At 57.9% G+C, this 26,933-nt stretch carries 31 protein-coding genes and 1 tRNA gene; 31 read left to right on the forward strand and 1 reads right to left on the reverse strand.

Annotation, left to right across the window (positions count from 1 at the left end; translation table 11 throughout):
• Nucleotides 1–187: 187 nt before the first annotated feature.
• The 10 genes from tuf (BLR72_RS05905) to rpoC all read left to right on the forward strand — a co-directional run bounded on the left by tuf (BLR72_RS05905) (nucleotide 188) and on the right by rpoC (nucleotide 14,002).
• The gene (gene tuf / locus BLR72_RS05905; protein WP_027231390.1) at nucleotides 188–1,363 is read left to right on the forward strand and encodes an elongation factor Tu; all 1,176 of its coding nucleotides are present in this window, start codon (nucleotides 188–190) and stop codon (nucleotides 1,361–1,363) included.
• A gap of 310 nt (nucleotides 1,364–1,673) precedes the next feature.
• A tRNA-Trp gene (locus tag BLR72_RS05910) sits at nucleotides 1,674–1,749 on the forward strand.
• Between the two features lie 227 nt (nucleotides 1,750–1,976).
• A complete protein-coding gene (gene secE, locus BLR72_RS05915) occupies nucleotides 1,977–2,177 on the forward strand; it encodes a preprotein translocase subunit SecE (RefSeq protein WP_027229727.1) in 201 nt (66 codons plus the stop codon).
• 36 nt (nucleotides 2,178–2,213) lie between these two features.
• A complete protein-coding gene (nusG, locus tag BLR72_RS05920; RefSeq protein ID WP_027229726.1) occupies nucleotides 2,214–2,744 on the forward strand; it encodes a transcription termination/antitermination protein NusG in 531 nt (176 codons plus the stop codon).
• Nucleotides 2,745–2,882: 138 nt separating this feature from the next.
• On the forward strand, nucleotides 2,883–3,311 hold the full coding sequence (rplK, locus tag BLR72_RS05925; protein ID WP_027229725.1) for a 50S ribosomal protein L11: 429 nt from the start codon (nucleotides 2,883–2,885) through the stop codon (nucleotides 3,309–3,311).
• A 4-nt stretch (nucleotides 3,312–3,315) separates the two neighbouring features.
• Nucleotides 3,316–4,014: a 50S ribosomal protein L1 gene (gene rplA / locus BLR72_RS05930; protein WP_091925812.1), complete on the forward strand. Its 699-nt coding sequence runs from the start codon at nucleotides 3,316–3,318 to the stop codon at nucleotides 4,012–4,014.
• Nucleotides 4,015–4,357: 343 nt separating this feature from the next.
• Nucleotides 4,358–4,876, forward strand: a complete 519-nt coding sequence (gene rplJ, locus BLR72_RS05935) for a 50S ribosomal protein L10 (RefSeq protein WP_027229723.1) — start codon at nucleotides 4,358–4,360, stop codon at nucleotides 4,874–4,876.
• Nucleotides 4,877–4,922: 46 nt separating this feature from the next.
• Nucleotides 4,923–5,300, forward strand: a complete 378-nt coding sequence (gene rplL, locus BLR72_RS05940; RefSeq protein ID WP_027229722.1) for a 50S ribosomal protein L7/L12 — start codon at nucleotides 4,923–4,925, stop codon at nucleotides 5,298–5,300.
• Nucleotides 5,301–5,512: 212 nt separating this feature from the next.
• Complete coding sequence (gene rpoB / locus BLR72_RS05945) at nucleotides 5,513–9,649, forward strand: DNA-directed RNA polymerase subunit beta (protein ID WP_027229721.1); 4,137 nt, start codon at nucleotides 5,513–5,515, stop codon at nucleotides 9,647–9,649.
• Between the two features lie 141 nt (nucleotides 9,650–9,790).
• Nucleotides 9,791–14,002: a DNA-directed RNA polymerase subunit beta' gene (gene rpoC / locus BLR72_RS05950; protein ID WP_027229720.1), complete on the forward strand. Its 4,212-nt coding sequence runs from the start codon at nucleotides 9,791–9,793 to the stop codon at nucleotides 14,000–14,002.
• A 78-nt stretch (nucleotides 14,003–14,080) separates the two neighbouring features.
• Here rpoC and BLR72_RS05955 read toward each other — a convergent pair whose 3' ends face one another.
• A complete protein-coding gene (locus tag BLR72_RS05955; protein WP_091925815.1) occupies nucleotides 14,081–14,356 on the reverse strand; it encodes a hypothetical protein in 276 nt (91 codons plus the stop codon).
• A gap of 461 nt (nucleotides 14,357–14,817) precedes the next feature.
• Here BLR72_RS05955 and rpsL point away from each other — a divergent pair, with 461 nt between their 5' ends.
• From rpsL to rplF, 21 genes are all read left to right on the forward strand, one after another.
• Entirely contained in the window at nucleotides 14,818–15,189 is a 372-nt protein-coding gene (gene rpsL, locus BLR72_RS05960) for a 30S ribosomal protein S12 (RefSeq protein WP_027229718.1), read from the forward strand.
• 58 nt (nucleotides 15,190–15,247) lie between these two features.
• Nucleotides 15,248–15,718, forward strand: coding sequence for a 30S ribosomal protein S7 (gene rpsG, locus BLR72_RS05965; RefSeq protein ID WP_027229717.1), 471 nt, complete (start codon nucleotides 15,248–15,250; stop codon nucleotides 15,716–15,718).
• Between the two features lie 33 nt (nucleotides 15,719–15,751).
• A complete protein-coding gene (fusA, locus tag BLR72_RS05970) occupies nucleotides 15,752–17,839 on the forward strand; it encodes an elongation factor G (RefSeq protein ID WP_027229716.1) in 2,088 nt (695 codons plus the stop codon).
• 62 nt (nucleotides 17,840–17,901) lie between these two features.
• On the forward strand, nucleotides 17,902–19,077 hold the full coding sequence (tuf, locus tag BLR72_RS05975; RefSeq protein ID WP_027231390.1) for an elongation factor Tu: 1,176 nt from the start codon (nucleotides 17,902–17,904) through the stop codon (nucleotides 19,075–19,077).
• A 63-nt stretch (nucleotides 19,078–19,140) separates the two neighbouring features.
• Nucleotides 19,141–19,449: a 30S ribosomal protein S10 gene (gene rpsJ / locus BLR72_RS05980; RefSeq protein WP_008124902.1), complete on the forward strand. Its 309-nt coding sequence runs from the start codon at nucleotides 19,141–19,143 to the stop codon at nucleotides 19,447–19,449.
• A gap of 25 nt (nucleotides 19,450–19,474) precedes the next feature.
• Nucleotides 19,475–20,212, forward strand: a complete 738-nt coding sequence (rplC, locus tag BLR72_RS05985) for a 50S ribosomal protein L3 (RefSeq protein ID WP_027233161.1) — start codon at nucleotides 19,475–19,477, stop codon at nucleotides 20,210–20,212.
• Complete coding sequence (gene rplD, locus BLR72_RS05990; protein WP_027233162.1) at nucleotides 20,212–20,832, forward strand: 50S ribosomal protein L4; 621 nt, start codon at nucleotides 20,212–20,214, stop codon at nucleotides 20,830–20,832. The genes rplC and rplD overlap by 1 nt, the downstream gene beginning before the upstream one ends.
• On the forward strand, nucleotides 20,829–21,122 hold the full coding sequence (locus tag BLR72_RS05995; RefSeq protein ID WP_027233163.1) for a 50S ribosomal protein L23: 294 nt from the start codon (nucleotides 20,829–20,831) through the stop codon (nucleotides 21,120–21,122). Before rplD ends, BLR72_RS05995 begins: the two co-directional genes overlap by 4 nt.
• 20 nt (nucleotides 21,123–21,142) lie before the next feature.
• The gene (rplB, locus tag BLR72_RS06000; RefSeq protein WP_027233164.1) at nucleotides 21,143–21,976 is read left to right on the forward strand and encodes a 50S ribosomal protein L2; all 834 of its coding nucleotides are present in this window, start codon (nucleotides 21,143–21,145) and stop codon (nucleotides 21,974–21,976) included.
• 15 nt (nucleotides 21,977–21,991) lie between these two features.
• Nucleotides 21,992–22,270 (forward strand): 30S ribosomal protein S19, encoded by a 279-nt coding sequence (gene rpsS / locus BLR72_RS06005; protein ID WP_008124912.1) that lies wholly within the window; start codon nucleotides 21,992–21,994, stop codon nucleotides 22,268–22,270.
• A 2-nt stretch (nucleotides 22,271–22,272) separates the two neighbouring features.
• Nucleotides 22,273–22,662: a 50S ribosomal protein L22 gene (gene rplV / locus BLR72_RS06010; protein WP_027233165.1), complete on the forward strand. Its 390-nt coding sequence runs from the start codon at nucleotides 22,273–22,275 to the stop codon at nucleotides 22,660–22,662.
• Nucleotides 22,662–23,369: a 30S ribosomal protein S3 gene (gene rpsC, locus BLR72_RS06015; RefSeq protein ID WP_027233166.1), complete on the forward strand. Its 708-nt coding sequence runs from the start codon at nucleotides 22,662–22,664 to the stop codon at nucleotides 23,367–23,369. Before rplV ends, rpsC begins: the two co-directional genes overlap by 1 nt.
• A 40-nt stretch (nucleotides 23,370–23,409) precedes the next feature.
• On the forward strand, nucleotides 23,410–23,823 hold the full coding sequence (gene rplP / locus BLR72_RS06020) for a 50S ribosomal protein L16 (protein WP_027233167.1): 414 nt from the start codon (nucleotides 23,410–23,412) through the stop codon (nucleotides 23,821–23,823).
• A gap of 12 nt (nucleotides 23,824–23,835) precedes the next feature.
• Nucleotides 23,836–24,036, forward strand: coding sequence for a 50S ribosomal protein L29 (gene rpmC / locus BLR72_RS06025; RefSeq protein WP_027233168.1), 201 nt, complete (start codon nucleotides 23,836–23,838; stop codon nucleotides 24,034–24,036).
• An 11-nt stretch (nucleotides 24,037–24,047) separates the two neighbouring features.
• The gene (gene rpsQ / locus BLR72_RS06030) at nucleotides 24,048–24,290 is read left to right on the forward strand and encodes a 30S ribosomal protein S17 (protein ID WP_027233169.1); all 243 of its coding nucleotides are present in this window, start codon (nucleotides 24,048–24,050) and stop codon (nucleotides 24,288–24,290) included.
• 79 nt (nucleotides 24,291–24,369) lie between these two features.
• Complete coding sequence (gene rplN / locus BLR72_RS06035) at nucleotides 24,370–24,738, forward strand: 50S ribosomal protein L14 (RefSeq protein ID WP_027233170.1); 369 nt, start codon at nucleotides 24,370–24,372, stop codon at nucleotides 24,736–24,738.
• A 10-nt stretch (nucleotides 24,739–24,748) separates the two neighbouring features.
• Nucleotides 24,749–25,063 (forward strand): 50S ribosomal protein L24, encoded by a 315-nt coding sequence (gene rplX, locus BLR72_RS06040; protein ID WP_027233171.1) that lies wholly within the window; start codon nucleotides 24,749–24,751, stop codon nucleotides 25,061–25,063.
• On the forward strand, nucleotides 25,056–25,613 hold the full coding sequence (gene rplE, locus BLR72_RS06045) for a 50S ribosomal protein L5 (RefSeq protein WP_027233172.1): 558 nt from the start codon (nucleotides 25,056–25,058) through the stop codon (nucleotides 25,611–25,613). The genes rplX and rplE overlap by 8 nt, the downstream gene beginning before the upstream one ends.
• Before the next feature lie 25 nt (nucleotides 25,614–25,638).
• Nucleotides 25,639–25,944 (forward strand): 30S ribosomal protein S14, encoded by a 306-nt coding sequence (gene rpsN / locus BLR72_RS06050; protein ID WP_027233173.1) that lies wholly within the window; start codon nucleotides 25,639–25,641, stop codon nucleotides 25,942–25,944.
• Between the two features lie 12 nt (nucleotides 25,945–25,956).
• Nucleotides 25,957–26,355 carry a 30S ribosomal protein S8 gene (gene rpsH, locus BLR72_RS06055; protein WP_027233174.1) on the forward strand — a complete coding sequence of 133 codons (399 nt, stop codon included), beginning with the start codon at nucleotides 25,957–25,959 and terminating at the stop codon, nucleotides 26,353–26,355.
• A 40-nt stretch (nucleotides 26,356–26,395) separates the two neighbouring features.
• A complete protein-coding gene (gene rplF, locus BLR72_RS06060) occupies nucleotides 26,396–26,929 on the forward strand; it encodes a 50S ribosomal protein L6 (protein WP_027233175.1) in 534 nt (177 codons plus the stop codon).
• The last annotated feature ends 4 nt before the right edge of the window (nucleotides 26,930–26,933 follow it).

Genomic DNA, 26,933 nt, shown 5'->3' on the forward strand with positions numbered 1-26,933 from the left:
GATTTTTGTCTTGAGCATTGTACTTCGCTCATGTGTTTTCCATATGAACGAGCAAGCTTGGACAGAACCCGGTCGATCGCCCTGCGATTGAGCGGGTGAATGTGCTGACGGACGGCTTGCTGTCTCGTCTGAGCTACAAACATGGTACCGGCGCAAGGCCGGTTGTGATGACGAGAGAACGACAGCTATGGCTAAGAGCAAGTTTGAACGTAACAAGCCGCACGTCAACATTGGCACGATTGGTCACGTTGACCATGGCAAGACGTCGTTGACGGCAGCGATTACGAAGTATTTTGGTGAGTACAAGGCGTACGACCAGATCGACGCAGCGCCGGAAGAAAAGGCGCGCGGCATCACGATCTCGACGGCGCACGTCGAGTACGAGACGGCCAACCGTCACTATGCCCACGTCGACTGCCCCGGCCACGCCGACTATGTGAAGAACATGATCACTGGCGCTGCGCAGATGGACGGCGCGATCCTCGTCGTTTCGGCTGCCGACGGCCCGATGCCGCAGACCCGCGAGCACATCCTCTTGGCCCGTCAGGTTGGCGTTCCGGCGATCGTCGTGTTCCTGAACAAGGTCGACCAGGTCGATGACGCCGAGCTCCTCGAGCTCGTCGAACTCGAAGTGCGCGAGCTTCTGTCGAAGTACGACTTCCCGGGCGACGACATTCCGATCGTCAAGGGTTCGGCGCTTGCCGCGCTTGAAGACAGCAACAAGGAAATTGGCGAAGACGCGGTTCGCGCGCTGATGGCGGAAGTCGACAAGTACATTCCGACGCCGGAGCGTCCGATCGACCAGCCGTTCCTGATGCCGATCGAAGACGTGTTCTCGATCTCGGGCCGCGGCACGGTTGTGACGGGCCGCGTCGAGCGCGGTATCGTCAAGGTTGGCGAGGAAGTCGAGATCATCGGCATCCGTCCGACCTCGAAGACGACGGTGACGGGCGTTGAAATGTTCCGCAAGCTGCTCGACCAGGGGCAGGCCGGCGACAACATCGGTGCGCTGATCCGCGGCGTTGGCCGTGAGGACGTCGAGCGCGGCCAGATTCTGGCCAAGCCCGGTTCCGTGAAGCCGCACACCAAGTTCAAGGCGGAAGCCTATATCCTGACCAAGGACGAAGGTGGCCGTCATACGCCGTTCTTCTCCAACTACCGTCCGCAGTTCTACTTCCGCACGACCGACGTGACGGGTGTTGTGACGCTGCCGGAGGGCACGGAAATGGTCATGCCCGGCGACAACATCGCAGTCGATGTGACGCTGATCGTGCCGATCGCCATGGAAGAGAAGCTCCGCTTCGCTATCCGTGAAGGCGGCCGCACCGTTGGTGCAGGCATCGTCTCGTCGATCATTGAGTAAAATCGTCTTCTGACGATTGCATTCGGGAAGGGCGGTCCTTGGGGCCGCCCTTTCTGCATTTGAGTGCTGGGCGGATCTTCCGCACGCGATTCGACTCCGACGTATAGGGCTTGAACTTACGGAACCCCGTAGCCATTTGGATTACTCGCCCAAGCAACTGATTCATCAATTTGCAGACCCGTAGCGGTGTTTGAAGCTTTTCAGGTGTTGCAAGAACTTCATTGGCAAACGAATTTTGCCGCAACTCACTGGAAGTCGTAATATTGCCCTTGAAATGGCGACGGCTTTATGGAATGTACGCCGCCAATGCAGGGGAGTAGCTCAGTTGGTAGAGCGGCGGTCTCCAAAACCGTAGGTCGCAGGTTCGAACCCTGTCTCCCCTGCCAACGCATAATCTGCCGGGACACGATTGGATGGTGCCGCCGACAGATGTTTGGAAAAGAAGCGATCCGGGGACTTGCGTTTTTCCGGAATCGGTTCTATGTAACGTCAACAGACACGCGGTGCGTGGAGCTGAACGGTCAGCTTTACGGACCGCAATGGTGTGGACAGATGGTGTTGTAACAAGTTCAACACAGCATGTTTACAGCACAATGACACGCACGAGCGGTAAATGGCATCCAAAACGAATCCAATAACTTTTTTTCAGCAAGTGCGCGCTGAAACCGCAAAGGTCACATGGCCTTCGCGGCGCGAGACGCTCATTTCCACCGCGATGGTGATGGTAATGGCGGCTTTTGCTGCGGTCTTTTTTTTCGCGGCCGATCAGTTGATGGCATTCGGGATCGATCTCGTTCTCGGTCTTGGCCGTTAACGCAGGCTGAACAAAAATCGGGATTGGGAATAAGTAATGACCGCGCGCTGGTACATCGTTCACGCCTATTCGAATTTTGAAAAAAAGGTCGCTGAGTCGATCGAAGAAAAGGCGAGGCAGAAGGGTCTGTCGCATCTTTTCGAGAAGATCCTCGTGCCAACCGAGAAAGTGGTCGAGGTGCGTCGTGGCCGCAAGGTCGACGCCGAGCGCAAGTTCTTCCCGGGCTATGTCCTGGTTCGTGCCGATCTGACGGATGATGCTTATCATCTGATCAAGAACACGCCGAAGGTAACCGGGTTCCTCGGTTCCGACAACAAGCCGATCGCGATCTCCGACAAGGAAGCCGAGCGCATCCTGACCCAGGTCCAGGAAGGCGTCGAGCGTCCGAAGGCTTCGATCTCGTTCGAGATCGGCGAAAGCGTTCGCGTTGCCGATGGTCCGTTCGCTTCGTTCAACGGTACCGTGCAGGAAGTCGACGAAGAGCGCTCGCGCCTCAAGGTGGAAGTTTCGATTTTCGGCCGCGCTACGCCGGTCGATCTCGAATTTGGTCAGGTCGAGAAGGTCTGATCATTGCGGCTTTAGGGTCGCGTGCCGCGCAAGCGGCGAACATGGTGGGAGGTGAGGCGATCTGAAGCCGGATCCCCGACCCGCACCACCAAACTGCAACCGCCGGTTTTCCGGCATAATGAAAAGGCAGAAGAAGTTATGGCTAAGAAAGTAGCAGGCCAGCTCAAGCTGCAGGTTTCGGCAGGATCGGCAACGCCGTCCCCGCCGATCGGACCGGCACTTGGTCAGCGCGGCATCAACATCATGGAATTCTGCAAGGCGTTCAACGCGCAGACGCAGGAACTGGAAAAGGGTTCGCCCATTCCGGTCGTCATTACCTATTATCAGGACAAGTCCTTCACTTTTGTGATGAAGACGCCGCCGGTGTCTTACTTCCTGAAGAAGGCCGCAAACCTGAAGTCGGGCTCCAAGGAGCCAGGCAAGACGGTTGCCGGCAAGATCTCGCGCGACAAGGTCCGTGAAATCGCCGAAGCGAAGATGAAAGACCTGAACGCAGCGGACGTCGAAGCCGCAATGCGCATGGTCGAAGGTTCTGCCCGTTCGATGGGCCTGGAAGTGGTGGGCTAAGACGATGGCAAAACTTGCAAAGCGTGTAGCGAAGGTTCGCGAAGGCGTGGACCGCAACAAGCTCTATGACCTGACCTCGGCGATTGCCATGGTCAAGGAGCGTGCCGTTGCCAAGTTCGACGAAACGATCGAAGTCGCAATGAATCTCGGCGTTGATCCCCGCCATGCCGACCAGATGGTCCGCGGCGTCGTCAACCTGCCGAATGGCACGGGCCGCACGGTTCGCGTGGCTGTTTTCGCCCGCGGCGACAAGGCCGAAGAGGCCAAAAAGGCTGGTGCCGACATCGTTGGCGCCGAAGACCTGTTCGAGATCGTCAATGGCGGCAAGATCGATTTCGATCGCTGCATTGCGACCCCGGACATGATGCCGCTCGTCGGCCGTCTCGGTAAGGTTCTCGGCCCGCGCGGCATGATGCCAAACCCGAAGGTCGGTACGGTTACGGCTGACGTCACCGCTGCCGTCAAGGCTTCCAAGGGCGGCGCCGTAGAGTTCCGCGTCGAGAAGGCCGGTATCGTTCATGCGGGCGTTGGCAAGGCTTCGTTCGATGCCAAGGCGCTCGAAGAGAACATCAAGGCATTCGCCGATGCCGTCACCAAGGCAAAGCCGGCCGGCGCCAAGGGTGAATACGTCAAGCGCGTCGCGATCTCGTCGACGATGGGCGCTGGCGTCAAGATCGATCCCGCAACGGTTCGCGTAGCGTAACCATTGCATCAATTCTCAAGCCCAAGCGTTTGAGATGAAAAGAATTCCAGGCCCTTCGGGGCCTGGATAACCGGATGAAAGTCCGGTTATCCTGTCCGAGATTGTGGGTGGTTCGCCTTAATTCGTATGAACCCGCATGAGACGTGGAACAACCAGGTTTGAGGGCGAAAGCCCGAAGAACAAGGTTCGAACCGTAGTTGCCTTTCGCTATTGCCGGTTTCGGCAAGCAAGGGGGACAGGATCCTCAGGTGTTGCGTGGATCCAGTTTTCTAACTGGCCCCTTGCAGCAAAAGGCAACCCGGCAGGGACGCAATCAAGCGTTTCTGCCAAATGGAGAGAGACAGTGGAAAAAGCGGAAAAGCGCGAATTCGTCGCGTGGCTGAACGGGGTCTTCAAGGACTCTGGCTCAGTTGTCGTGGCCCACTATACCGGTCTCACCGTGGCGCAGCTGGGCGATCTTCGCTCCAAGATGCGTGATGCGGGTGGCACCGTTAAAGTCGCGAAGAACCGCCTCGCCAAAATCGCTCTTCAGGGTACGGATTCGGAAGGCATCGCTGACCTGTTCACAGGCCAGACACTCGTTGCCTATTCCAACGATCCGATTACGGCACCAAAGATCGCCATCGAATTTGCCAAGGGTAACGAAAAGCTCGTCATCCTCGGTGGCTCGATGGGAGCAACGACTCTCGACCCGGAAGGTGTAAAGGCCCTGGCCGCACTTCCGTCACTCGACGAGTTGCGCGCAAAGCTGGTTGGCATGATCCAGACCCCGGCCACGCGCATTGCTCAGATCGTCAACGCACCGGCAGGTCAGCTTGCCCGCGTTTTCGGCGCCTATGCCCGGAAGGACGAAGCGGCATAAGGCCGTTCTCGCTGTCAATTATCGAACCTTGTAAAGGAATATTACAATGACTGATCTCGCAAAGATCGTAGAAGACCTGTCCAACCTGACCGTTCTCGAAGCTGCTGAACTTTCGAAGCTTCTTGAAGAGAAGTGGGGCGTTTCCGCTGCTGCTCCGGTTGCTGTTGCTGCTGCCGCTGGCGGCGGTGCAGCTGCTGCCGCAGTTGAGGAAAAGACTGAATTCGACGTCGTTCTGACCGAAGCCGGCGCTAACAAGATCAACGTGATCAAGGAAGTCCGCGCAATCACCGGTCTCGGCCTCAAGGAAGCCAAGGACCTCGTTGAAGCAGCTCCGAAGCCGGTCAAGGAAGCCGCGACCAAGGACGAAGCTGACAAGATCAAGGCACAGCTCGAAGCTGCTGGCGCCAAGGTCGAACTCAAGTAAGTCTTGCGTTTTGGGCGGGCAGGGCAACCTGCCCGCCACTCCCGCGCTGCGGGTGATGCAGAATTCCCCTCCACGTTGGAGGGTCCGGTACTGAACCCTTTTCCTGACGGCAAGATTGATGCTTTCAGGAAACGGGTTTTGTCCCGTTCACGGGGCCGCAAATGCGGTTTTAAGAAACAGGCCAGTTTCTGGCATAAAGACGAGGAGCGACGATGGCTCAGACCCATTCTTTCAATGGTCGTAGGCGCGTACGCAAGTTTTTCGGTAAGATTCCGGAAGTCGCAGAGATGCCGAACCTCATCGAGGTTCAAAAAGCTTCCTACGATCAGTTTCTGATGGTGGAAGAGCCCAAGGGCGGGCGACTGGATGAAGGTCTGCAGGCTGTCTTCAAGTCTGTATTTCCGATTTCGGATTTCTCGGGCGCTTCCATGCTCGAATTCGTCAAGTACGAGTTCGAAGCTCCCAAGTTCGACGTGGATGAATGCCGGCAGCGCGATCTGACCTATGCAGCGCCGCTGAAGGTGACGCTGCGCCTCATCGTGTTCGATATCGACGAGGATACCGGCGCGAAGTCGATCAAGGACATCAAGGAACAGGACGTCTACATGGGCGATATGCCGCTCATGACGGACAACGGCACGTTCATTGTGAACGGCACCGAGCGCGTTATCGTATCGCAGATGCACCGTTCGCCGGGAGTGTTCTTCGATCACGACAAGGGCAAGACGCATTCGTCGGGCAAGCTTCTTTTCGCTGCCCGCGTCATTCCATACCGCGGTTCCTGGCTCGACATCGAGTTCGATGCCAAGGATGTCGTCTATGCGCGTATCGATCGCCGCCGCAAGATTCCGGTGACGTCGCTGCTCATGGCGCTTGGCATGGACTCGGAAGAGATTCTGTCGACCTTCTACAACTCCATCACGTTCAGCCGTGACGGGGAAGGCTGGCGCATTCCTTATTCGGTCGACCGCTTCAAGGGCTTCAAGGCCACCTCCGACGTCATCGACGCCGACACCGGCGAAGTCGTGCTCGAATCCGGCAAGAAGCTGACGGCACGCAGTGCCAAGCAGCTTGCCGAAAAGGGCCTCAAGTTCATCAAGGCCACCGAGGACGACCTGTTCGGCTCGTATCTTGCCGAGGACATCGTCAACTTCGAGACCGGTGAGGTTTACCTCGAAGCCGGCGACGAACTTGACGAGAAGACCCTCAAGGTATTGCTCGATACCGGCACGGAAGAGATCAATGTTCTTGATATCGACCATGTCAATATCGGACCGTATATCCGCAACACGCTGGCCGTGGACAAGAACGAAAGCCGCCAGGATGCGCTGTTCGACATCTACCGCGTGATGCGTCCGGGTGAGCCGCCAACGATCGACTCGGCGGAAGCCATGTTCAAGTCGCTGTTCTTCGATAGCGAACGTTATGATCTGTCGGCTGTCGGCCGCGTGAAGATGAACATGCGCCTCGACCTCAACGCAGAAGACACCGTTCGTGTTCTGCGCAAGGAAGACATCCTTGCCGTGGTCAAGATGCTTGTCGACCTGCGCGATGGCCGTGGTGAAATCGACGACATCGACAATCTCGGCAACCGCCGTGTCCGGTCGGTCGGCGAATTGATGGAGAACCAGTACCGTGTTGGCTTGCTTCGCATGGAGCGCGCCATCAAGGAACGCATGTCCTCGATCGAAATCGACACCGTGATGCCGCAGGATCTGATCAACGCGAAGCCGGCTGCCGCAGCCGTTCGCGAGTTCTTCGGTTCCTCGCAGCTGTCGCAGTTCATGGACCAGACCAACCCCTTGTCCGAGATCACGCACAAGCGTCGTCTTTCGGCACTTGGACCGGGCGGTCTGACCCGCGAGCGCGCCGGCTTCGAAGTTCGCGACGTTCATCCGACGCATTACGGCCGTATCTGCCCGATCGAAACGCCGGAAGGCCCGAATATCGGTCTGATCAACTCGCTCGCAACCTTCGCCCGCGTCAACAAGTACGGCTTCATCGAGAGCCCGTACCGCAAGATCGTTGACGGCAAGGTCACGGACGAAGTCGTCTATCTGTCAGCCATGGAAGAAGCCAAGTATCACGTGGCGCAGGCCAATGTGGAACTGGACGCCACCGGCGGATTCACCGACGAATTCGTCGTCTGCCGCCATGCCGGTGAAGTTCTGATGGCGCCGCGTGAAAACGTGGACCTGATGGACGTTTCGCCCAAGCAGCTCGTTTCGGTCGCCGCGGCGCTCATTCCGTTCCTCGAGAACGATGACGCCAACCGCGCCCTGATGGGTTCGAACATGCAGCGTCAGGCCGTTCCTCTGGTTCGCGCCGAGGCTCCGTTCGTCGGCACGGGCATGGAACCGATCGTTGCGCGCGACTCGGGCGCCGCTATCGGTGCACGCCGTACGGGTATCGTTGACCAGGTAGATGCGACCCGTATCGTTATCCGTGCGACGGAAGACCTCGTGCCGGGCAAGTCGGGCGTCGATATCTATCGCCTGATGAAGTTCCAGCGCTCGAACCAGAACACCTGTATCAACCAGCGTCCGCTGGTGCGTGTGGGTGACCGGATCGAGAAGGGCGACATCATCGCTGACGGTCCTTCGACCGATCTTGGCGATCTGGCGCTCGGCCGCAACGTGCTCGTCGCGTTCATGCCGTGGAATGGCTACAATTACGAAGACTCGATCCTGCTTTCCGAGAAGATCGTTTCGGACGACGTCTTCACCTCGATCCATATCGAGGAGTTCGAAGTCATGGCCCGCGACACGAAGCTCGGACCTGAGGAAATCACACGGGACATTCCGAACGTTTCGGAAGAAGCGCTGAAGAACCTCGACGAAGCCGGCATCGTCTATATCGGCGCCGAAGTTCAGCCGGGCGATATTCTCGTCGGCAAGATCACTCCGAAGGGCGAAAGCCCGATGACGCCGGAAGAAAAGCTTCTGCGCGCCATCTTCGGTGAAAAGGCTTCGGACGTCCGCGATACCTCGATGCGCATGCCGCCCGGGACCTACGGTACGGTTGTGGAAGTTCGCGTCTTCAATCGCCACGGCGTTGAGAAGGACGAACGCGCCATGGCAATCGAGCGCGAGGAAATCGAGCGTCTCGCCAAGGACCGTGACGACGAGCAGGCGATTCTCGACCGCAACGTCTATGGCCGCCTGGTCGATGTTCTCAACGGCAAGGTAGCCGTTGCCGGACCTAAGGCGTTCAAGAAGGGCACGACCGTTACCCAGGCAGTCATGGGTGAATACCCGCGCTCCCAGTGGTGGCAGTTTGCCGTCGAGGACGAGAAAGTACAGGGCGAAATCGAAGCTCTGCGCAACCAGTACGACGATTCCAAGAAGCTGCTCGAACAGCGCTTCATGGACAAGGTCGAGAAGGTCCAGCGCGGCGACGAGATGCCTCCTGGCGTCATGAAGATGGTCAAGGTCTTCGTTGCTGTGAAGCGCAAGATCCAGCCAGGCGACAAGATGGCCGGCCGTCACGGCAATAAGGGCGTCGTTTCGCGTATCGCCGCTGTTGAGGATATGCCGTTCCTTGAAGACGGAACGCATGTCGATATCGTGCTCAATCCGCTTGGCGTGCCGAGCCGCATGAATGTCGGTCAGATCCTCGAGACGCATCTCGGCTGGGCCTGCGCCGGCATGGGCAAGAAGATCGGCGAGCTGATCGAAGCCTACAAGGCACAGGGCGACATTGCGCCGCTCCGGACCACGATCGAGTCGATCATTCCGGACAACGACCGCAATGAGCCGGTTCGCAACTATGACGACGAGAGTATCGTTCGTCTCGGCGAGCAGATGAAGCGCGGTGTATCGATTGCAACGCCGGTCTTCGACGGTGCGCATGAGCCAGACATCAACGTGATGCTGGAACAGGCGGGCCTGAAGTCCTCGGGTCAGTCGACGCTCTATGACGGACGTACGGGTGAAACGTTCGATCGCCAGGTTACAGTCGGCTACATCTATATGCTGAAGCTGCACCACCTGGTCGACGACAAGATCCACGCCCGTTCGATCGGACCTTACTCGCTCGTCACGCAGCAGCCGCTGGGTGGCAAGGCGCAGTTCGGTGGCCAGCGCTTCGGTGAAATGGAGGTCTGGGCCCTTGAAGCATACGGTGCGGCATACACGCTGCAGGAAATGCTGACGGTCAAGTCTGACGACGTTGCCGGTCGTACCAAGGTCTACGAGGCGATCGTCCGCGGCGACGATACGTTCGAGGCCGGCATTCCGGAGAGCTTCAACGTTCTCGTTAAGGAAATGCGTTCGCTCGGACTGAATGTCGAACTGGACGATACGCGACAGCAGGAACAACAGCAGGCGCTTCCAGACGCTGCTGAATAAGAAGGGAAGGGTGCGCAGTTTCGCTGCGCACCCGACCAGTATGTTCGAGCCGCTGCAGAAGCGGCATTTGATCCAGATGGACCCGCGGCGGCGGCTATCCATCGCAAGTAGAGGGCAGGCTTTGCCCCATGGAGAAACGGCATGAACCAAGAGGTCATGAATCTTTTCAATCCTCAGGTGCCTGTGCAGGCATTCGATTCCATCCGGATATCGATCGCCAGCCCTGAGAAGATTCTGTCCTGGTCATACGGTGAGATCAAGAAGCCGGAGACGATCAACTACCGCACCTTCAAGCCGGAGCGGGATGGTCTCTTCTGCGCGCGGATCTTCGGGCCGATCAAGGACTATGAATGCTTGTGCGGCAAGTACAAGCGCATGAAATACAAGGGCATCATCTGCGAAAAGTGCGGCGTCGAAGTCACGCTGTCGCGCGTTCGCCGTGAGCGCATGGGCCATATCGAACTCGCGGCTCCGGTTGCGCATATCTGGTTCCTGAAGTCGCTTCCGAGCCGTATCGGCACGTTGCTCGACATGACCCTCAAGGGCATCGAGCGCGTTCTCTATTTCGAGAACTACATCGTGACCGAGCCGGGCCTGACAGCTCTCAAGGAACATCAGCTTCTTTCTGAAGAAGAGTACATGATCGCCGTCGACGAATACGGTGAGGACGCCTTCACGGCGCTCATCGGCGCCGAAGCCATTCATGAACTTCTGGCTTCGATGGATCTCGAAAAGATCGCCGGCGACCTGCGGGCGGAACTTGCCGAGACGACCTCGGATCTGAAGCAGAAGAAGCTGATGAAGCGTCTGAAGATCGTCGAAAACTTCCTGGAATCGGGCAACCGTCCGGAATGGATGATCATGAAGATCGTTCCGGTCATTCCGCCGGATCTGCGCCCGCTCGTGCCGCTCGATGGCGGCCGTTTCGCGACGTCCGATCTCAACGATCTTTATCGCCGCGTCATCAACCGTAACAACCGCCTGAAGCGCCTGATCGAACTGCGCGCGCCCGGCATCATCATCCGCAACGAGAAGCGCATGCTTCAGGAGTCGGTTGATGCTCTGTTCGACAACGGCCGTCGCGGCCGCGTCATCACCGGCGCCAACAAGCGCCCGCTGAAGTCGCTGTCCGACATGCTCAAGGGCAAGCAGGGCCGCTTCCGTCAGAATCTGCTCGGCAAGCGCGTCGACTATTCCGGCCGTTCGGTTATCGTGACCGGTCCTGAGTTGAAGCTTCACCAGTGCGGCCTGCCAAAGAAGATGGCGCTCGAACTGTTCAAGCCGTTCATCTACGCCCGTCTCGACGCCAAGGGTTACTCCTCGACCGTCAAGCAGGCGAAGAAGCTGGTTGAAAAGGAAAAGCCGGAAGTCTGGGATATTCTCGACGAGGTCATCCGCGAGCACCCGGTTCTCCTGAACCGCGCGCCGACGCTGCACCGTCTTGGCATCCAGGCCTTCGAGCCCACGCTGATCGAAGGCAAGGCTATCCAGCTGCATCCGCTCGTGTGTACCGCTTTCAACGCGGACTTCGACGGCGACCAGATGGCTGTTCACGTGCCGCTTTCGCTGGAAGCCCAGCTCGAAGCCCGCGTCCTGATGATGTCGACGAACAACATCCTGCATCCCGCCAACGGTCTGCCGGTTATCGTTCCGTCGCAGGACATGGTTCTCGGTCTCTATTACCTGTCGATCGTCGCGGCCAAGGAGCCGGGCGAGGGTATGGCGTTCGCCGATATGGGCGAGCTTCATCACGCCATCGGCAGTGGTGCGGTTACCCTGCACACCAAGATCAAGGGCCGCTTCAAGAGCATCGATGCGGACGGCAAGCCGACCTCGAAGATCTATGAGACCACGCCTGGCCGCATGATCATCGGCGAACTGCTGCCGAAGCACCACAACGTGCCTTTCGACATCTGCAACCAGGAAATGACCAAAAAGAACATCTCCAAGATGATCGACACGGTCTATCGCCATTGCGGTCAGAAAGAGACGGTCATTTTCTGCGATCGCATCATGCAGCTCGGCTTCGCCCATGCCTGCCGCGCCGGCATTTCGTTCGGCAAGGACGACATGGTCATTCCGGAAACCAAGGCGAAGCTCGTTGCCGAGACAGAAGCTTTGGCGACGGAATACGAGCAGCAGTACAATGACGGCCTGATCACTCAGGGCGAGAAGTACAACAAGGTTGTCGACGCTTGGGGCAAGTGCACCGAGAAGGTCGCCGACGAGATGATGGCACGCATCAAGGCCGTCGAGTTCGATCCTGTTACTGGCCGCCAGAAGCAGATGAACTCGATCTACATGATGTCGCACTCGGGTGCTCGTGGTTCGCCGAACCAGATGCGTCAGCTAGGCGGCATGCGCGGCCTGATGGCCAAGCCCTCGGGCGAGATCATCGAGACGCCGATCATTTCGAACTTCAAGGAAGGTCTGACCGTTAACGAGTACTTCAACTCGACCCACGGTGCCCGCAAGGGTCTCGCCGACACCGCCTTGAAGACGGCCAACTCCGGTTACCTGACACGCCGTCTTGTTGACGTCGCGCAGGATTGCATCGTCATCTCGACCGATTGCGGTACGACCACCGGTCTTACCATGCAGCCGATCGTCGATGCCGGTCAGGTCGTTGCGACCCTCGGCCAGCGTGTCCTCGGCCGTACGGCGCTCGAAGATATCGTGCATCCGGTCTCCAGCGACGTTCTCGTCGCCGGCGGCAAGATCATCGACGAGTTCGATGTCGACGCGATCGAAAAGGCTGGCGTTCAGTCGATTCGCATCCGTTCGGCGCTCACTTGCGAGACGCGCGGCGGTATCTGCGCCAAGTGCTATGGCCGCGATCTGGCCCGTGGTACGCCGGTCAACCAGGGTGAAGCTGTCGGCGTTATTGCCGCGCAGTCGATCGGTGAGCCGGGCACGCAGCTGACGATGCGCACGTTCCACCTTGGTGGTACGGCACAGGTTGTCGATCAGTCGTTCCTCGAAGCAAGCTACGAGGGTACGGTCCAGATCCGCAACCGCAACGTAGTGCGCAACTCGGACGGCCATCTGGTCGTCATGGGCCGCAACATGGCTGTCGTCATTCTCGATGCCAACGGCAAGGAACGCGCCACGCACCGCGTCACCTACGGTTCGCGCATTTATGTCGATGATGGTGACAACGTGAAGCGCGGCCAGCGCATTGCCGAGTGGGATCCATATACCCGTCCGGTCATGACGGAAGTCGAAGGTCATGTCGAATTCGAAGACATGGTCGACGGTCTTTCGGTCGCGGAAACGACGGACGAGTCGACGGGCATCACCAAGCGCGTCGTCATCGACTGGCGTTCGACCCCGCGCGGTTCCGATCTGAAGCCTGCCATCGTCGTCAAGGACAAGGCCGGCAAGGTGATGAAACTGGCAAAGGGCGGCGATGCACGCTTCCAGTTGTCGGTCGAGTCGATCCTTTCGGTCGAGCCGGGTTCGCATGTGAAGGCGGGTGACGTTCTTGCCCGTATTCCGATGGAAAGCGCCAAGACCAAGGACATCACTGGTGGTCTGCCGCGTGTTGCCGAACTGTTCGAGGCACGTCGTCCGAAGGACCATGCGATCATCGCTGAGATCGATGGTACGGTTCGTTTCGGCCGTGACTATAAGAACAAGCGTCGCATCGTCATCGAACCGAACGACGAGACGCTCGAGCCTGTCGAGTATCTGATCCCCAAGGGCAAGCCGTTCCATCTTCAGGACGGTGACGCCATCGAAAAGGGCGATTACATCCTCGACGGCAATCCGGCGCCGCACGACATCCTGGCGATCAAGGGCGTGGAAGCACTTGCTTCCTACCTCGTCAACGAAATCCAGGAAGTCTACCGGTTGCAGGGCGTTCTGATCAACGACAAGCACATCGAAGTGATTGTCCGTCAGATGCTGCAGAAGGTCGAGATCACCGAATCCGGCGATACCGGCTTTATCCCCGGCGATCATGTCGATCGTATCGAGCTCGACGAGATCAACGAGCGTCTTGAGGAAGATGGCAAGAAGCCGGGCTACGGTGTTCCGGTTCTTCTCGGCATCACCAAGGCCTCGCTGCAGACCCCGTCGTTCATCTCGGCGGCATCCTTCCAGGAAACGACCCGCGTCCTCACCGAAGCGGCTGTTGCCGGCAAGATGGATGCTCTGCAGGGCCTGAAGGAAAACGTCATCGTTGGACGTCTGATTCCGGCAGGTACCGGCGGTACGGTCAAGCAGATCCGCCGCATTGCCGTGGCTCGCGACGAGCTTATCATCGACGAGCGCCGCAAGGAGTCCGGGGCAACGGCTGCCAAGGCAAGCCCGATGCTCGCGGACATGACGGACCAGTCCGCCGCCGAATAAGGCTGGTTGAACCAAATGAAGAGGCCGCCGCGAGTTGATCGCGGCGGCCTTGTCTATTCGAGCACGTTGATCGGGTTGCTATTCGTTGAACTCGATGAGCGCCGCCTGGCCGGTAAGCGCATTCTGCCAGGCAGAGCGGTGCGGTTCCTCATCCGGCTCTTCGGTGATCGTGCCGATTTCGAGAAGTTCGGCTTCGTCATAGCCTTCGTTGGCGAGAATCTGCAGAGCGATGTTCACCAGATTTTCTGTGTCGTCGGTGATGAGCAGCAGATGGACTTGCCTCGGGTCCTCGTCCTTCTCCTTCCAGACGTCGGCGACGATGAGATTGACCGGTTTTGGTGAGTCTTCAGCCATTCGATGATTCCCTTGGCAAATAATGCTGATGATGGATTTGAACGTGTCCTAACACGAACGGTGGCGACGTCGTCGTGGAATACGTGAAATTTTGCTTGAAATAACGCCTGTTCGGCGAAACTATCTTTCAATGGGCCGGTGCTGCGCCGCTAAAGCGCGCAAACCTTAATAAATCTTGGCGTTCAGGCTTGACTGTAACGCAATGACCAAGTATCAGCACGCCATCTGAGCCGATGTGAGATTGGCTTTTTCGGAGCGACTCGCTCTGGAGTTCATCTCAAACAGGGTTCGTTTTACGATCGATATGCAATTGCCGCTCGCACGAGGCCTTATGGTCTCCTCTGCTTTTATTCGGGCAAGCCACCAACCGGTGGTTCTGTTGCCCGAATTCGTGCATGAGCATGGCGCTGAAACGGCCCTGACGGGCGAAGATACGAGATTTGTGAAAGAGGGAAGGTTGAATGCCTACCGTAAACCAGCTGATCCGCAAGCCGCGCGTTGCGCCGGTAAAGCGCAATAAAGTCCCTGCTCTGCAGGAAAACCCGCAGAAGCGCGGCGTTTGCACTCGCGTCTACACGACGACCCCGAAGAAGCCGAACTCGGCTCTGCGTAAGGTCGCCAAGGTGCGTCTGACGAACGGATTTGAAGTCATCGGATATATTCCGGGTGAGGGGCATAACCTTCAGGAACACTCCGTCGTGATGATCCGCGGCGGCCGTGTAAAGGACTTGCCGGGTGTTCGTTACCACATCATCCGTGGTGTTCTGGATACCCAGGGCGTTAAGAACCGCAAGCAGCGCCGTTCGAAGTACGGTGCGAAGCGTCCGAAGTAAGATTTACCCGGGCTCAAGCCATGTGCGGCGAGCCTGACGAAGCGAAGAGACAGAGAATATGTCCAGACGCCATAGTGCAGAAAAGCGTGAGATCAACCCGGATCCGAAGTTCGGTGATCTCGTTCTGACCAAGTTCATGAATGCAGTCATGCTTCATGGCAAGAAGTCCGTTGCGGAGCGCATCGTTTACGGTGCGCTTGAGTCCGTCGAAACCAAGAGCAAGCAGGAGCCGGTTGCCCTGTTCCATCAGGCTCTCGACAATGTTGCGCCGCACGTCGAAGTGCGCTCGCGCCGCGTTGGTGGTGCAACGTACCAGGTTCCGGTCGACGTTCGTCCCGAGCGCCGTCAGGCTCTTGCCATCCGTTGGCTCATCAATGCAGCCCGTGGCCGCAACGAGTCGACCATGGTCGATCGCCTGTCCGGTGAACTGCTGGATGCTGCAAACAACCGCGGCTCGGCTGTGAAGAAGCGTGAAGACACGCATCGCATGGCAGAAGCCAACCGCGCATTCTCGCATTACCGCTGGTAATCGTCGAAACCCTATTCTTGAAGGCAACCTATCATGGCCCGCGAATATAAAATCGAAGACTACCGTAATTTCGGTATCATGGCGCACATCGACGCCGGCAAGACCACGACCACCGAGCGTATCCTTTACTACACCGGTAAGTCGCACAAGATCGGTGAAGTCCACGATGGCGCCGCAACCATGGACTGGATGGAGCAGGAGCAGGAGCGTGGCATCACGATCACCTCTGCCGCGACCACCACGTTCTGGAAGGGCCGTGACGGCAAGATGCGCCGTTTCAACATCATCGATACGCCTGGCCACGTTGACTTCACGATTGAAGTCGAACGCTCGCTGCGCGTTCTCGACGGTGCGATTGCTCTCCTCGACGCCAATGCCGGTGTCGAGCCGCAGACAGAAACCGTCTGGCGTCAGGCTGAGAAGTATCATGTCCCGCGCATGATCTTCGTCAACAAGATGGACAAGACCGGCGCCGATTTCTATCGCTGCGTCGACATGGTCAAGAGCCGTCTTGGCGCGAAGGCGCTCGTCATGCAGCTGCCGATCGGTGCCGAGAACGAGTTCAAGGGTGTTATCGACCTCATCGAGATGAAGGCTCTTGTCTGGCGCGACGAACAGCTCGGCGCCCAGTGGGACGTCGTCGAGATTCCGGCCGACCTTAAGGACAAGGCTGAAGAATTCCGTGAGAAGCTCATCGAGACCGCTGTTGAGGTCGAGGAAGCTGCCATGGAAGCCTATCTCGAAGGCAATATGCCTGACAATGACAAGCTGCGCGCGCTCATCCGCGTCGGCACCTGCCGCGTCGAATTCCACCCGGTATTCTGCGGCTCGGCGTTCAAGAACAAGGGCGTTCAGCCGCTGCTCGATGGTGTCGTAGAATTCTTGCCTTCGCCGGTCGACGTTCCTGCGATCAAGGGCATCGATCCCAAGACCGATGCGGAAACGGTTCGCAAGTCTTCTGATGAAGAGCCGCTTTCGATGCTCGCATTCAAGATCATGAACGACCCGTTCGTCGGTTCGCTCACGTTCTGCCGCATCTACTCGGGCAAGCTTACCAAGGGAATCTCGCTCGACAACACGGTGAAGCTCAAGCGTGAACGCATCGGCCGCATGCTGCAGATGCACTCCAATTCGCGTGAAGATATCGAAGAAGCATTTGCCGGCGACATCGTTGCCCTGGCAGGCCTCAAGGAAACGACGACGGGCGACACGCTCTGCGATCCGCTGAAGCCGGTCATTCTGGAACGCATGGTGTTTCCGGAACCGGTTATCTCGATCGCGATCGAGCCGAAGACCAAGGCCGACCAGGAAAAGATGGGCCTCGCGCTTAATCGCCTTGCTGCTGAAGATCCTTCATTCCGCGTCAAGTCGGACGAAGAATCCGGCCAGACGATCATTTCCGGCATGGGCGAGCTTCATCTCGACATCCTCGTTGACCGCATGCGTCGCGAGTTCAAGGTCGAGGCGAATGTCGGCAATCCGCAGGTTGCCTATCGTGAATCGATCACCCGCAAGGCTGAAATCGACTACACGCACAAGAAGCAGTCCGGTGGTTCGGGTCAGTTCGCCCGCATCAAGGTCGTCTTCGAGCCGCATGACGGCGACGAGTTCATCTTCGAATCGAAGATCGTCGGCGGTGCGATCCCGAAGGAATACATCCCTGGTGTTGAAAAGGGTATCCTGAGCGTTATGGGTGCGGGTCCGCTCGCAGGCTTCCCGATGCTCGGCGTGAAAGCCACGCTGATCGACGGTGCCTACCATGATGTGGACTCCTCGGTTCTCGCCTTCGAAATCGCAGCCCGCGCTGCATTCCGCGAAGGTGCGCAGAAGGCCGGTGCCCAGCTGCTCGAACCGATCATGAAGGTCGAGGTCGTAACTCCTGAAGATTACGTCGGTGACGTGATTGGCGATCTGAACTCACGTCGTGGTCAGATTTCGGGTACGGAAGCTCGTGGTATCGCGACCGTCGTCAATGCAAACGTGCCGCTGGCCAACATGTTTGGCTATGTGAGCAACCTGCGTTCGATGAGCCAGGGTCGTGCGCAGTACACGATGCAGTTCGATCACTACGAGCCTGTTCCGACGGCAGTCGCGCAGGAAATCCAGAAGAAGTTTGCGTAACCATAAGGTTGCGCGTGACAGTTGAGAAGCCTGAGCAGGCGAACATATAACGGAGAGCTCAGATGGCTAAGAGCAAGTTTGAACGTAACAAGCCGCACGTCAACATTGGCACGATTGGTCACGTTGACCATGGCAAGACGTCGTTGACGGCAGCGATTACGAAGTATTTTGGTGAGTACAAGGCGTACGACCAGATCGACGCAGCGCCGGAAGAAAAGGCGCGCGGCATCACGATCTCGACGGCGCACGTCGAGTACGAGACGGCCAACCGTCACTATGCCCACGTCGACTGCCCCGGCCACGCCGACTATGTGAAGAACATGATCACTGGCGCTGCGCAGATGGACGGCGCGATCCTCGTCGTTTCGGCTGCCGACGGCCCGATGCCGCAGACCCGCGAGCACATCCTCTTGGCCCGTCAGGTTGGCGTTCCGGCGATCGTCGTGTTCCTGAACAAGGTCGACCAGGTCGATGACGCCGAGCTCCTCGAGCTCGTCGAACTCGAAGTGCGCGAGCTTCTGTCGAAGTACGACTTCCCGGGCGACGACATTCCGATCGTCAAGGGTTCGGCGCTTGCCGCGCTTGAAGACAGCAACAAGGAAATTGGCGAAGACGCGGTTCGCGCGCTGATGGCGGAAGTCGACAAGTACATTCCGACGCCGGAGCGTCCGATCGACCAGCCGTTCCTGATGCCGATCGAAGACGTGTTCTCGATCTCGGGCCGCGGCACGGTTGTGACGGGCCGCGTCGAGCGCGGTATCGTCAAGGTTGGCGAGGAAGTCGAGATCATCGGCATCCGTCCGACCTCGAAGACGACGGTGACGGGCGTTGAAATGTTCCGCAAGCTGCTCGACCAGGGCCAGGCCGGCGACAACATCGGTGCGCTGATCCGCGGCGTTGGCCGTGAGGACGTCGAGCGCGGCCAGATTCTGGCCAAGCCCGGTTCCGTGAAGCCGCACACCAAGTTCAAGGCGGAAGCCTATATCCTGACCAAGGACGAAGGTGGCCGTCATACGCCGTTCTTCTCCAACTACCGTCCGCAGTTCTACTTCCGCACGACCGACGTGACGGGTGTTGTGACGCTGCCGGAAGGCACGGAAATGGTCATGCCCGGCGACAACATCGCAGTCGATGTGACGCTGATCGTGCCGATCGCCATGGAAGAGAAGCTCCGCTTCGCTATCCGTGAAGGCGGCCGCACCGTTGGTGCAGGCATCGTCTCGTCGATCATTGAGTAAAATTAAGGTTTTATGCAGAGGCGCCTGCTACATGGCGTCTCCGCTAAACAAGGAAAAGATGAAATGAACGGTCAAAACATCCGCATTCGCCTCAAGGCGTTTGATCATCGGATCCTTGACGATTCGACGCGGGAAATCGTGTCGACTGCCAAGCGTACCGGTGCCAACGTGCGCGGACCGATCCCGCTTCCTACACGGATCGAGAAGTTCACTGTTAACCGGTCGCCGCACATCGACAAGAAGAGCCGCGAACAGTTCGAGATGCGCACTCATAAGCGTCTTCTCGATATCGTAGACCCAACGCCGCAGACCGTAGACGCGCTGATGAAGCTCGATCTCTCCGCTGGTGTTGATGTCGAGATCAAGCTGTAAGGCTTGAGGACGGAAGGACGAACCGATGCGTTCAGGTGTAATTGCACAGAAGCTGGGCATGACTCGCGTCTATAACGACGCAGGTGAGCATGTGCCGGTGACAGTACTCCGGATGGAGAATTGTCAGGTTGTGGCTCAGCGTACAGTCGAGAAGAATGGCTACACGGCCGTTCAGCTCGGTGTTGGTCTGGCCAAGGTTAAGAATACGACGAAGGGCCTGCGCGGCCATTTCGCGACTGCCTCGGTCGAGCCGAAGGCCAAGGTCGCGGAGTTCCGCGTCTCTGCCGATAATCTTCTTGATGTCGGCGTCGAGATCACTGCGGAGCATTACGTTGCCGGCCAGAAGGTCGACGTGACCGGTACTTCGATCGGCAAGGGTTTTGCCGGTTCGATGAAGCGGCACAACTTCGGCGGTCACCGCGCTTCGCACGGTAACTCCGTTACCCACCGCGCACACGGTTCAACTGGTCAGCGCCAGGATCCGGGCAAGGTGTTCAAGGGCAAGAAGATGGCCGGTCACATGGGTCAGACCCGCGTGACGACGCAGAATATCGAAGTCGTTTCGACCGATCTCGATCGCGGGCTCATTCTGGTTCGTGGTGCGGTTCCGGGTTCGAAGGGTGCTTGGATCCTGGTACGCGATGCCGTCAAGGTAGCGCTGCCGGACAACGCTCCGAAGCCGGCTGGTCTCCGCCAGGCAGCAAACGCGACAGCCGCTGTGTCTGATGCAGAAGTGGCGCAGACAACTGAGGGAGCCGAATAATGGACCTTTCGATTACAACACTTGAAGGCAAGGACGCCGGCAAGGTGGAACTCTCCGAGGAGATTTTCGGCCTTGAACCGCGCGACGACATCCTTCAGCGCATGGTCCGCTACCAGCTCGCCAAGAAGCAGCAGGGAACGCATAAGGCAAAGGGTCGTTCGGAAATCGCACGCACCGGCGCCAAGATGTACAAGCAGAAGGGTACGGGCCGCGCCCGTCACCATTCGGCACGTGCACCGCAGTTCCGCGGCGGCGGCAAGGCTCATGGTCCGGTTGTTCACAGCCACGAACATGCCCTGCCGAAGAAGGTCCGCGCCCTTGCGCTTCGTCATGCCCTGTCTGCCAAGGTCAAGGCTTCCGACCTGATCATCGTCGATGATCTGGCCGCAGCCGAAGGCAAGACCAAGGTTCTTGTTTCGCAGTTCGCCAAGCTTGGCCTCGAAAATGCGCTTCTCATCGGCGGTGCCGAGATCGATGCGAATTTCCGTCGCGCTGCTTCGAACATTCCGAACATCGACGTCCTGCCGATCCAGGGCATCAATGTTTACGACATCCTGCGCCGCGGCAAGCTCGTGCTTTCCAAGGCAGCGGTTGAAGCTCTCGAGGAGCGTTTCAAATGACTGATCTTCGCCATTACGACGTGATCGTCAGCCCGGTCATCACCGAGAAGTCGACCCTGGTTTCTGAAAACAACCAGGTCGTCTTCAACGTAGCCCGCAAGGCAACGAAGCCGGAAATCAAGGCCGCAGTCGAAGCGCTGTTCCGCGTGAAGGTCACTGCAGTCAATACAGCTGTGCGCAAAGGCAAGGTGAAGCGGTTCCGCGGCATCGTCGGGCGCCAGAGTGATGTCAAGAAAGCAGTCGTGACGCTCGCCGAAGGGCAGTCGATCGATGTTTCGACTGGTCTCTGAGGGGCCGTGGAGTAAAGACAATGGCACTCAAGAATTATAATCCAACCACACCAAGCCAGCGTCAGCTGGTGATCGTGGACCGTTCGGAGCTCTACAAGGGCAAGCCTGTCAAGGCTCTGACCGAAGGTCTCGTATCGAAGGGTGGTCGCAACAACACGGGTCGCGTCACTGCACGCTACCAGGGTGGCGGGCACAAGCGCACCTATCGCTTCGTCGACTTCAAGCGTCGCAAGCATGATGTCGCTGCCAAGGTTGAACGGCTTGAATACGATCCGAACCGGACCGCATTCATCGCGCTCATCCGTTACGAAGATGGCGAGCTGAGCTACATCTTGGCGCCGCAGCGCCTGGCCGTTGGCGACAGCGTCATCGCCGGTGCACAGACCGACGTCAAGCCGGGCAATGCAATGCCCCTGTCGGCAATCCCGGTCGGCACCATCATCCACAATGTGGAGATGAAGCCGGGCAAGGGTGGCCAGATCGCCCGTTCGGCTGGCACCTATGCACAGCTCGTCGGCCGCGACCAGGGCATGGCGATCCTTCGCCTGAACTCGGGTGAACAGCGCCTCGTTCACGGCTCGTGCTTTGCAACGGTCGGTGCGGTTTCGAACCCGGACCATGGCAATATCAGCCTCGGCAAGGCAGGTCGCAGCCGTTGGCTCGGCAAGCGCCCGCACGTTCGCGGCGTCGCCATGAACCCTGTCGATCACCCGCACGGTGGTGGTGAAGGTCGTACGTCCGGTGGTCGTCATCCGGTTTCTCCGTGGGGCAAGCCCACGAAGGGCAAGAAGACGCGCTCCAACAAGTCGACGGACAAGTTCATCGCTCGTTCGCGTCATCAGCGCAAGAAGTAAGAGAGGTAGTCTGAAATGGCTCGTTCAGTTTGGAAAGGCCCGTTCATCGATGGCTATCTTCTCAAGAAGGCTGAGAAGGTACGTGAGGGCGGTCGCAGCGAAGTTATCAAGATCTGGAGCCGTCGCTCCACGATCCTGCCGCAGTTCGTCGGTCTGACGTTCGGCGTCTACAACGGTAACAAGCATGTTCCCGTTTCGGTCAACGAAGAGATGATCGGACACAAGTTTGGTGAATTCGCTCCGACGCGGACCTACTACGGTCACGGCGCGGACAAGAAGGCGAAGAGGAAATAACGATGGGCAAGGCTAAGGCTCCGCGCCAGCTTAAGGACAACGAGGCGAAAGCCGTTGCCCGCACGCTCCGCATCAGCCCTCAGAAGCTTAATCTGGTGGCTGCAATGATCCGCGGCAAGAAGGTCAATGCCGCTCTTGCCGATCTGGAATTTTCGCGCAAGCGGATTGCAGGCACGGTGAAAAAGACTCTCGAATCGGCTATCGCCAACGCGGAAAACAACCATGACCTGGATGTTGATGCTCTGGTTGTCGCCGAAGCCTATGTAGGCAAGTCAATCGTGATGAAGCGCTTCCATGTTCGTGGTCGCGGTCGTGCAAGCCGGATCGAGAAGCCGTTCTCGCATCTGACGATCGTCGTTCGCGAAGCACAGGAAAAAGGGGAGGCCGCATAATGGGCCAGAAGATTAATCCGGTTGGCTTCCGCCTCGGTATCAATCGGACCTGGGATTCGCGTTGGTATGCGAATACGGGTGAATACGGCAAGCTGCTGCATGAAGACCTGAAGATCCGCAAGTATCTGATGGACGAACTGAAGCAGGCTGCGATCTCCAAGGTTGTGATCGAGCGTCCGCACAAGAAATGCCGCGTAACGATCCATGCCGCCCGTCCGGGCCTGATCATCGGCAAGAAGGGCGCCGATATCGAGAAGCTGCGTCGCAAGCTGTCAGAAATGACCAATGCCGATGCCGCGCTCAATATCGTCGAAGTCCGCAAGCCGGAGACTGACGCAACGCTCGTTGCCCAGTCGATCGCTCAGCAGCTCGAGCGCCGCGTTGCATTCCGCCGTGCCATGAAGCGCGCCGTTCAGTCGGCCATGCGTCTTGGTGCTGAAGGCATTCGTATCAATTGCTCGGGTCGCCTCGGCGGCGCGGAAATTGCGCGTATGGAATGGTACCGTGAAGGCCGCGTGCCTTTGCACACCCTTCGTGCCGATATCGATTACGGAACTGCTGAAGCTCACACTGCTTATGGCATTTGCGGCGTCAAGGTCTGGGTCTTCAAGGGCGAAATCCTTGAGCACGATCCCATGGCTTCCGAGCGCCGTGCTGTCGAGGGTGATAGCCATCAGGGTTCGAACCGTCGCCGCGAAAACGCTTAATTAGCGTCTTTCCGGATCGTGAATTTTGGAGTAGAGAACAATGCTGCAGCCTAAGCGCACAAAGTTCCGCAAGCAGTTCAAGGGCCGTATCCACGGCGCGTCGAAGGGCGGTACGGATCTTAATTTTGGTGCTTTCGGCCTGAAGGCCCTCGAGCCGAACCGCGTTACGGCGCGTGAGATCGAAGCCGCTCGCCGTGCAATTACCCGTCACATGAAGCGTGCCGGTCGTGTTTGGATCCGGGTATTCCCGGATGTTCCGGTCACATCGAAGCCTACCGAAGTCCGTATGGGTAAGGGCAAGGGTTCGGTCGATTATTGGGCAGCCCGCGTCGCACCAGGCCGCGTCATGTTCGAGCTCGACGGCGTTTCGGAAGAGCTTGCCCGTGAGGCGCTGCGTCTCGGCGCGGCCAAGCTTTCGGTCAAGACGCGCTTTATTCAGCGCATCGCAGAATAAGGGGTGGATGTTATGAAATCCGCAGAAGTCCGGGCGATGAGCCTCGATCAGTTGAATGAAGAATTGGGTTCCCTGAAGAAAGAGCAGTTCAACCTGCGCTTCCAGAAGGCAACCGGCCAGTTGGAAAAAACCGCTCGCGTCCGGCAGATCCGCCGTGATATTGCGCGCATCAAGACTGTCGCCCGCCAGAAAGCGGTCGAGAGCAAGGCTTAAGGAAGAAAACCATGCCTAAACGCATTCTGCAGGGCGTTGTCGTGAGCGACAAAAACGACAAGACCGTTGTGGTCAAGGTCGAGCGGCGCTATTCGCACCCGCTCCTCCAGAAGACTGTGCGCCAGTCGAAGAAGTACAAGGCGCATGACGAGAATAACCAGTTCAAGGTCGGCGACGCGGTTTCCATCGAGGAATCCAAGCCGATTTCGAAAGACAAGCGTTGGGTTGTCGTAACGGACGCCCCGGCGAGCTAATTATCTGTATGTAAGTACGCAACAATCGCGAGGGGCAAGGAAAGCCCAGTCCGGTTGAACAAGAAGAAGGCGGCTAGTCATGATTCAGATGCAAACAAACCTCGACGTGGCGGATAATTCCGGCGCACGTCGTGTCATGTGCATCAAGGTGCTGGGCGGTTCGAAGCGGAAATATGCTTCGGTCGGCGACATCATTGTCGTTTCGATCAAGGAAGCAATTCCGCGCGGCCGCGTTAAAAAAGGTGACGTGATGAAGGCAGTGGTTGTTCGCACTGCCAAGGACATCCGCCGCCCGGACGGTAGCGTTATTCGTTTCGACAAGAACGCAGCCGTTTTGATCGACAACAAGAAAGAGCCTATCGGCACACGTATCTTCGGACCGGTTCCGCGCGAACTTCGCGCAAAAAGCCACATGAAGATCATCTCGCTGGCTCCAGAAGTTTTGTAAGGAGCAGACGATGCAGAAGATCCGTAAAGGCGACCGCGTTGTCGTTCTGGCTGGTAAGGACAAGGGCCGTACCGGCGAAGTAATCAAAGTTTTGCCGAAGGATGAGCAGGCGCTCGTTCGCGGCGTCAATGTTGTCAAGCGTCACCAGAAGCAGACACAGAACCAGGAAGCCGGCATCATTTCGAAAGAAGCGCCGCTCCATCTGTCGAACCTCGCGATCGCCGACCCCAAGGATGGAAAGCCGACCCGTGTTGGCTTCAAGGTCCTCGAAGACGGCAAGAAGGTACGTGTAGCAAAGCGTTCAGGAGATCTGATCGATGGCTGATGCAAAAATCGAACCCCGCTTGAAGAAGCAGTACCAGGATGTGGTACGCAAGGCTCTTCTCGAGCAGTTCAAATATGACAACGAGATGCAGATCCCGCGCATCACCAAGGTTGTTCTCAACATGGGCGTTGGTGAAGCTACTGCTGACTCCAAGAAGCCAACTGTCGCAGCTGAAGATCTGGCATTGATTGCCGGTCAGAAGCCGGTTATTACGCGTGCGCGCAATTCGATCGCTACCTTCAAGGTTCGTGAGAATATGCCGATCGGAACGAAGGTCACCCTTCGCAAAGAGCGCATGTATGAATTCCTGGATCGCCTGATCACGATCGCGCTGCCGCGCGTTCGAGATTTCCGCGGTCTGAATCCAAAGAGCTTTGACGGTCGTGGCAATTTCGCCATGGGCATCAAGGAGCACATTGTGTTCCCGGAAATCAACTACGACAAGGTTGATCAGATCTGGGGCATGGACATCATCGTTTGTACGACTGCAAAGACGGATGATGAAGCACGCGCATTGCTGCGCGCCTTCAACTTCCCCTTCCGGCAGTAACGGCAAGCGTAGCGAGGTATTAGAAATGGCTAAGACGAGCGCAGTCGAAAAGAACAAGCGCCGTGGTCTTCTGGTGAAGCGTTTCGCTGCAAAGCGCGCGCGCCTGAAGGCTATCGTGATGAACCAGTCGCTGCCGCTGGATGAGCGCTTCCGCGCCACCATTCAGCTGGCAGAACTGCCACGCAATTCCACCAAGGTCCGTATCCGCAATCGTTGCGAAGTTTCGGGCCGTCCGCGCGGTTACTACCGCAAGCTTAAAATGTCGCGTATCGCATTGCGCCAGCTGGGTTCGTCCGGCCAGGTGCCCGGCGTCGTGAAGTCGAGCTGGTAAGGGAGCAAACAGATGTCTGTAAATGATCCTCTCGGCGATATGCTGACGCGCATCCGTAACGCGACGATGCGCAAGAAGGGCAAGGTTTCGACCCCTGCCTCCAAGCTTCGCGCCCGCGTTCTGGATGTTCTTCAGTCCGAAGGCTATATCCGCGGATACAGCCAGGTTGATTTCGAAAACGGCAAGTCCGAGATCGAAATCGAGCTGAAGTATTTTGAGAACGTACCGGTAATTCGCGAGATTACCCGTATTTCGAAGCCCGGCCGTCGCGTTTACGTTTCGGTCAAGTCGATCCCGCAGGTTGCAAACGGCCTTGGTATTTCGATCCTGTCGACGCCGAAGGGCGTGATGGCGGATCACGAGGCACGTGAACAGAATGTTGGTGGCGAGTTGCTCTGCCGCATATTCTAATGCGTGGGCTGTAAACAGGAAGAAACGGACAGGTTGAAAAATGTCTCGTATCGGTAAAAAACCCGTGGCAGTCCCGCAGGGCGTAACAGCCAGCGTAGACGGCCAGACCATCAAGGCCAAGGGCCCGAAGGGGGAACTCTCCTTCGTCGCCAATGACGACATTGTGGTCAAGTTTGAGGATGGCGCGGTAAGCGTCAATCCTCGTGACAATACGAAGCTCGCACGCTCGAAGTGGGGCATGAGCCGCACGATGGTCGTCAACATCTTCACGGGTGTTAAGGACGGCTTCGAAAAGCGTCTCGAGATTAGCGGCGTCGGCTATCGTGCGGCAATGCAGGGCAAGAACCTGCAGCTGTCGCTCGGCTTCAGTCATGAAGTGGTCTACGAAGTGCCAGCCGGCATCACTGTTGCCGTACCGAAGCCGACGGAAATCGTCGTGACCGGTATCGACAAGCAGCAGGTCGGCCAGGTCGCTGCCGAGATCCGCGAATATCGTGGTCCGGAACCCTACAAGGGCAAGGGCGTCAAGTACGCGGGCGAGAAGATCGTTCGCAAAGAAGGCAAGAAGAAGTAAGGAA

The sequence above is a fragment of the Phyllobacterium sp. YR620 genome, assembly GCF_900104165.1.
GTDB classification, from domain to species: Bacteria; Pseudomonadota; Alphaproteobacteria; order Rhizobiales; family Rhizobiaceae; genus Phyllobacterium; species Phyllobacterium pellucidum.

Excerpts from the sequence above, each read along its gene's own strand:
- rpsS (WP_008124912.1), top strand. The coding sequence starts at position 21,992 with ATGGCTCGTTCAGTTTGGAAAGGCCCGTTCATCGATGGCTATCTTCTC.
- rpsC (WP_027233166.1), top strand. The coding sequence starts at position 22,662 with ATGGGCCAGAAGATTAATCCGGTTGGCTTCCGCCTCGGTATCAATCGG.
- nusG (WP_027229726.1), top strand. The coding sequence starts at position 2,214 with ATGACCGCGCGCTGGTACATCGTTCACGCCTATTCGAATTTTGAAAAA.
- rpsJ (WP_008124902.1), top strand. The coding sequence starts at position 19,141 with ATGAACGGTCAAAACATCCGCATTCGCCTCAAGGCGTTTGATCATCGG.
- rplX (WP_027233171.1), top strand. The coding sequence starts at position 24,749 with ATGCAGAAGATCCGTAAAGGCGACCGCGTTGTCGTTCTGGCTGGTAAG.
- rpsN (WP_027233173.1), top strand. The coding sequence starts at position 25,639 with ATGGCTAAGACGAGCGCAGTCGAAAAGAACAAGCGCCGTGGTCTTCTG.
- BLR72_RS05995 (WP_027233163.1), top strand. The coding sequence starts at position 20,829 with ATGACTGATCTTCGCCATTACGACGTGATCGTCAGCCCGGTCATCACC.
- rplE (WP_027233172.1), top strand. The coding sequence starts at position 25,056 with ATGGCTGATGCAAAAATCGAACCCCGCTTGAAGAAGCAGTACCAGGAT.
- fusA (WP_027229716.1), top strand. The coding sequence starts at position 15,752 with ATGGCCCGCGAATATAAAATCGAAGACTACCGTAATTTCGGTATCATG.
- rpsH (WP_027233174.1), top strand. The coding sequence starts at position 25,957 with ATGTCTGTAAATGATCCTCTCGGCGATATGCTGACGCGCATCCGTAAC.
- rplC (WP_027233161.1), top strand. The coding sequence starts at position 19,475 with ATGCGTTCAGGTGTAATTGCACAGAAGCTGGGCATGACTCGCGTCTAT.
- rplF (WP_027233175.1), top strand. The coding sequence starts at position 26,396 with ATGTCTCGTATCGGTAAAAAACCCGTGGCAGTCCCGCAGGGCGTAACA.
- rplK (WP_027229725.1), top strand. The coding sequence starts at position 2,883 with ATGGCTAAGAAAGTAGCAGGCCAGCTCAAGCTGCAGGTTTCGGCAGGA.
- rplP (WP_027233167.1), top strand. The coding sequence starts at position 23,410 with ATGCTGCAGCCTAAGCGCACAAAGTTCCGCAAGCAGTTCAAGGGCCGT.
- rpoC (WP_027229720.1), top strand. The coding sequence starts at position 9,791 with ATGAACCAAGAGGTCATGAATCTTTTCAATCCTCAGGTGCCTGTGCAG.
- rpsL (WP_027229718.1), top strand. The coding sequence starts at position 14,818 with ATGCCTACCGTAAACCAGCTGATCCGCAAGCCGCGCGTTGCGCCGGTA.
- secE (WP_027229727.1), top strand. The coding sequence starts at position 1,977 with ATGGCATCCAAAACGAATCCAATAACTTTTTTTCAGCAAGTGCGCGCT.
- tuf (WP_027231390.1), top strand. The coding sequence starts at position 17,902 with ATGGCTAAGAGCAAGTTTGAACGTAACAAGCCGCACGTCAACATTGGC.
- rplN (WP_027233170.1), top strand. The coding sequence starts at position 24,370 with ATGATTCAGATGCAAACAAACCTCGACGTGGCGGATAATTCCGGCGCA.
- rplL (WP_027229722.1), top strand. The coding sequence starts at position 4,923 with ATGACTGATCTCGCAAAGATCGTAGAAGACCTGTCCAACCTGACCGTT.
- rplV (WP_027233165.1), top strand. The coding sequence starts at position 22,273 with ATGGGCAAGGCTAAGGCTCCGCGCCAGCTTAAGGACAACGAGGCGAAA.
- rplD (WP_027233162.1), top strand. The coding sequence starts at position 20,212 with ATGGACCTTTCGATTACAACACTTGAAGGCAAGGACGCCGGCAAGGTG.
- BLR72_RS05955 (WP_091925815.1), bottom strand. The coding sequence starts at position 14,356 with ATGGCTGAAGACTCACCAAAACCGGTCAATCTCATCGTCGCCGACGTC.
- rpsG (WP_027229717.1), top strand. The coding sequence starts at position 15,248 with ATGTCCAGACGCCATAGTGCAGAAAAGCGTGAGATCAACCCGGATCCG.
- rpmC (WP_027233168.1), top strand. The coding sequence starts at position 23,836 with ATGAAATCCGCAGAAGTCCGGGCGATGAGCCTCGATCAGTTGAATGAA.
- rplA (WP_091925812.1), top strand. The coding sequence starts at position 3,316 with ATGGCAAAACTTGCAAAGCGTGTAGCGAAGGTTCGCGAAGGCGTGGAC.
- rpsQ (WP_027233169.1), top strand. The coding sequence starts at position 24,048 with ATGCCTAAACGCATTCTGCAGGGCGTTGTCGTGAGCGACAAAAACGAC.
- tuf (WP_027231390.1), top strand. The coding sequence starts at position 188 with ATGGCTAAGAGCAAGTTTGAACGTAACAAGCCGCACGTCAACATTGGC.
- rpoB (WP_027229721.1), top strand. The coding sequence starts at position 5,513 with ATGGCTCAGACCCATTCTTTCAATGGTCGTAGGCGCGTACGCAAGTTT.
- rplB (WP_027233164.1), top strand. The coding sequence starts at position 21,143 with ATGGCACTCAAGAATTATAATCCAACCACACCAAGCCAGCGTCAGCTG.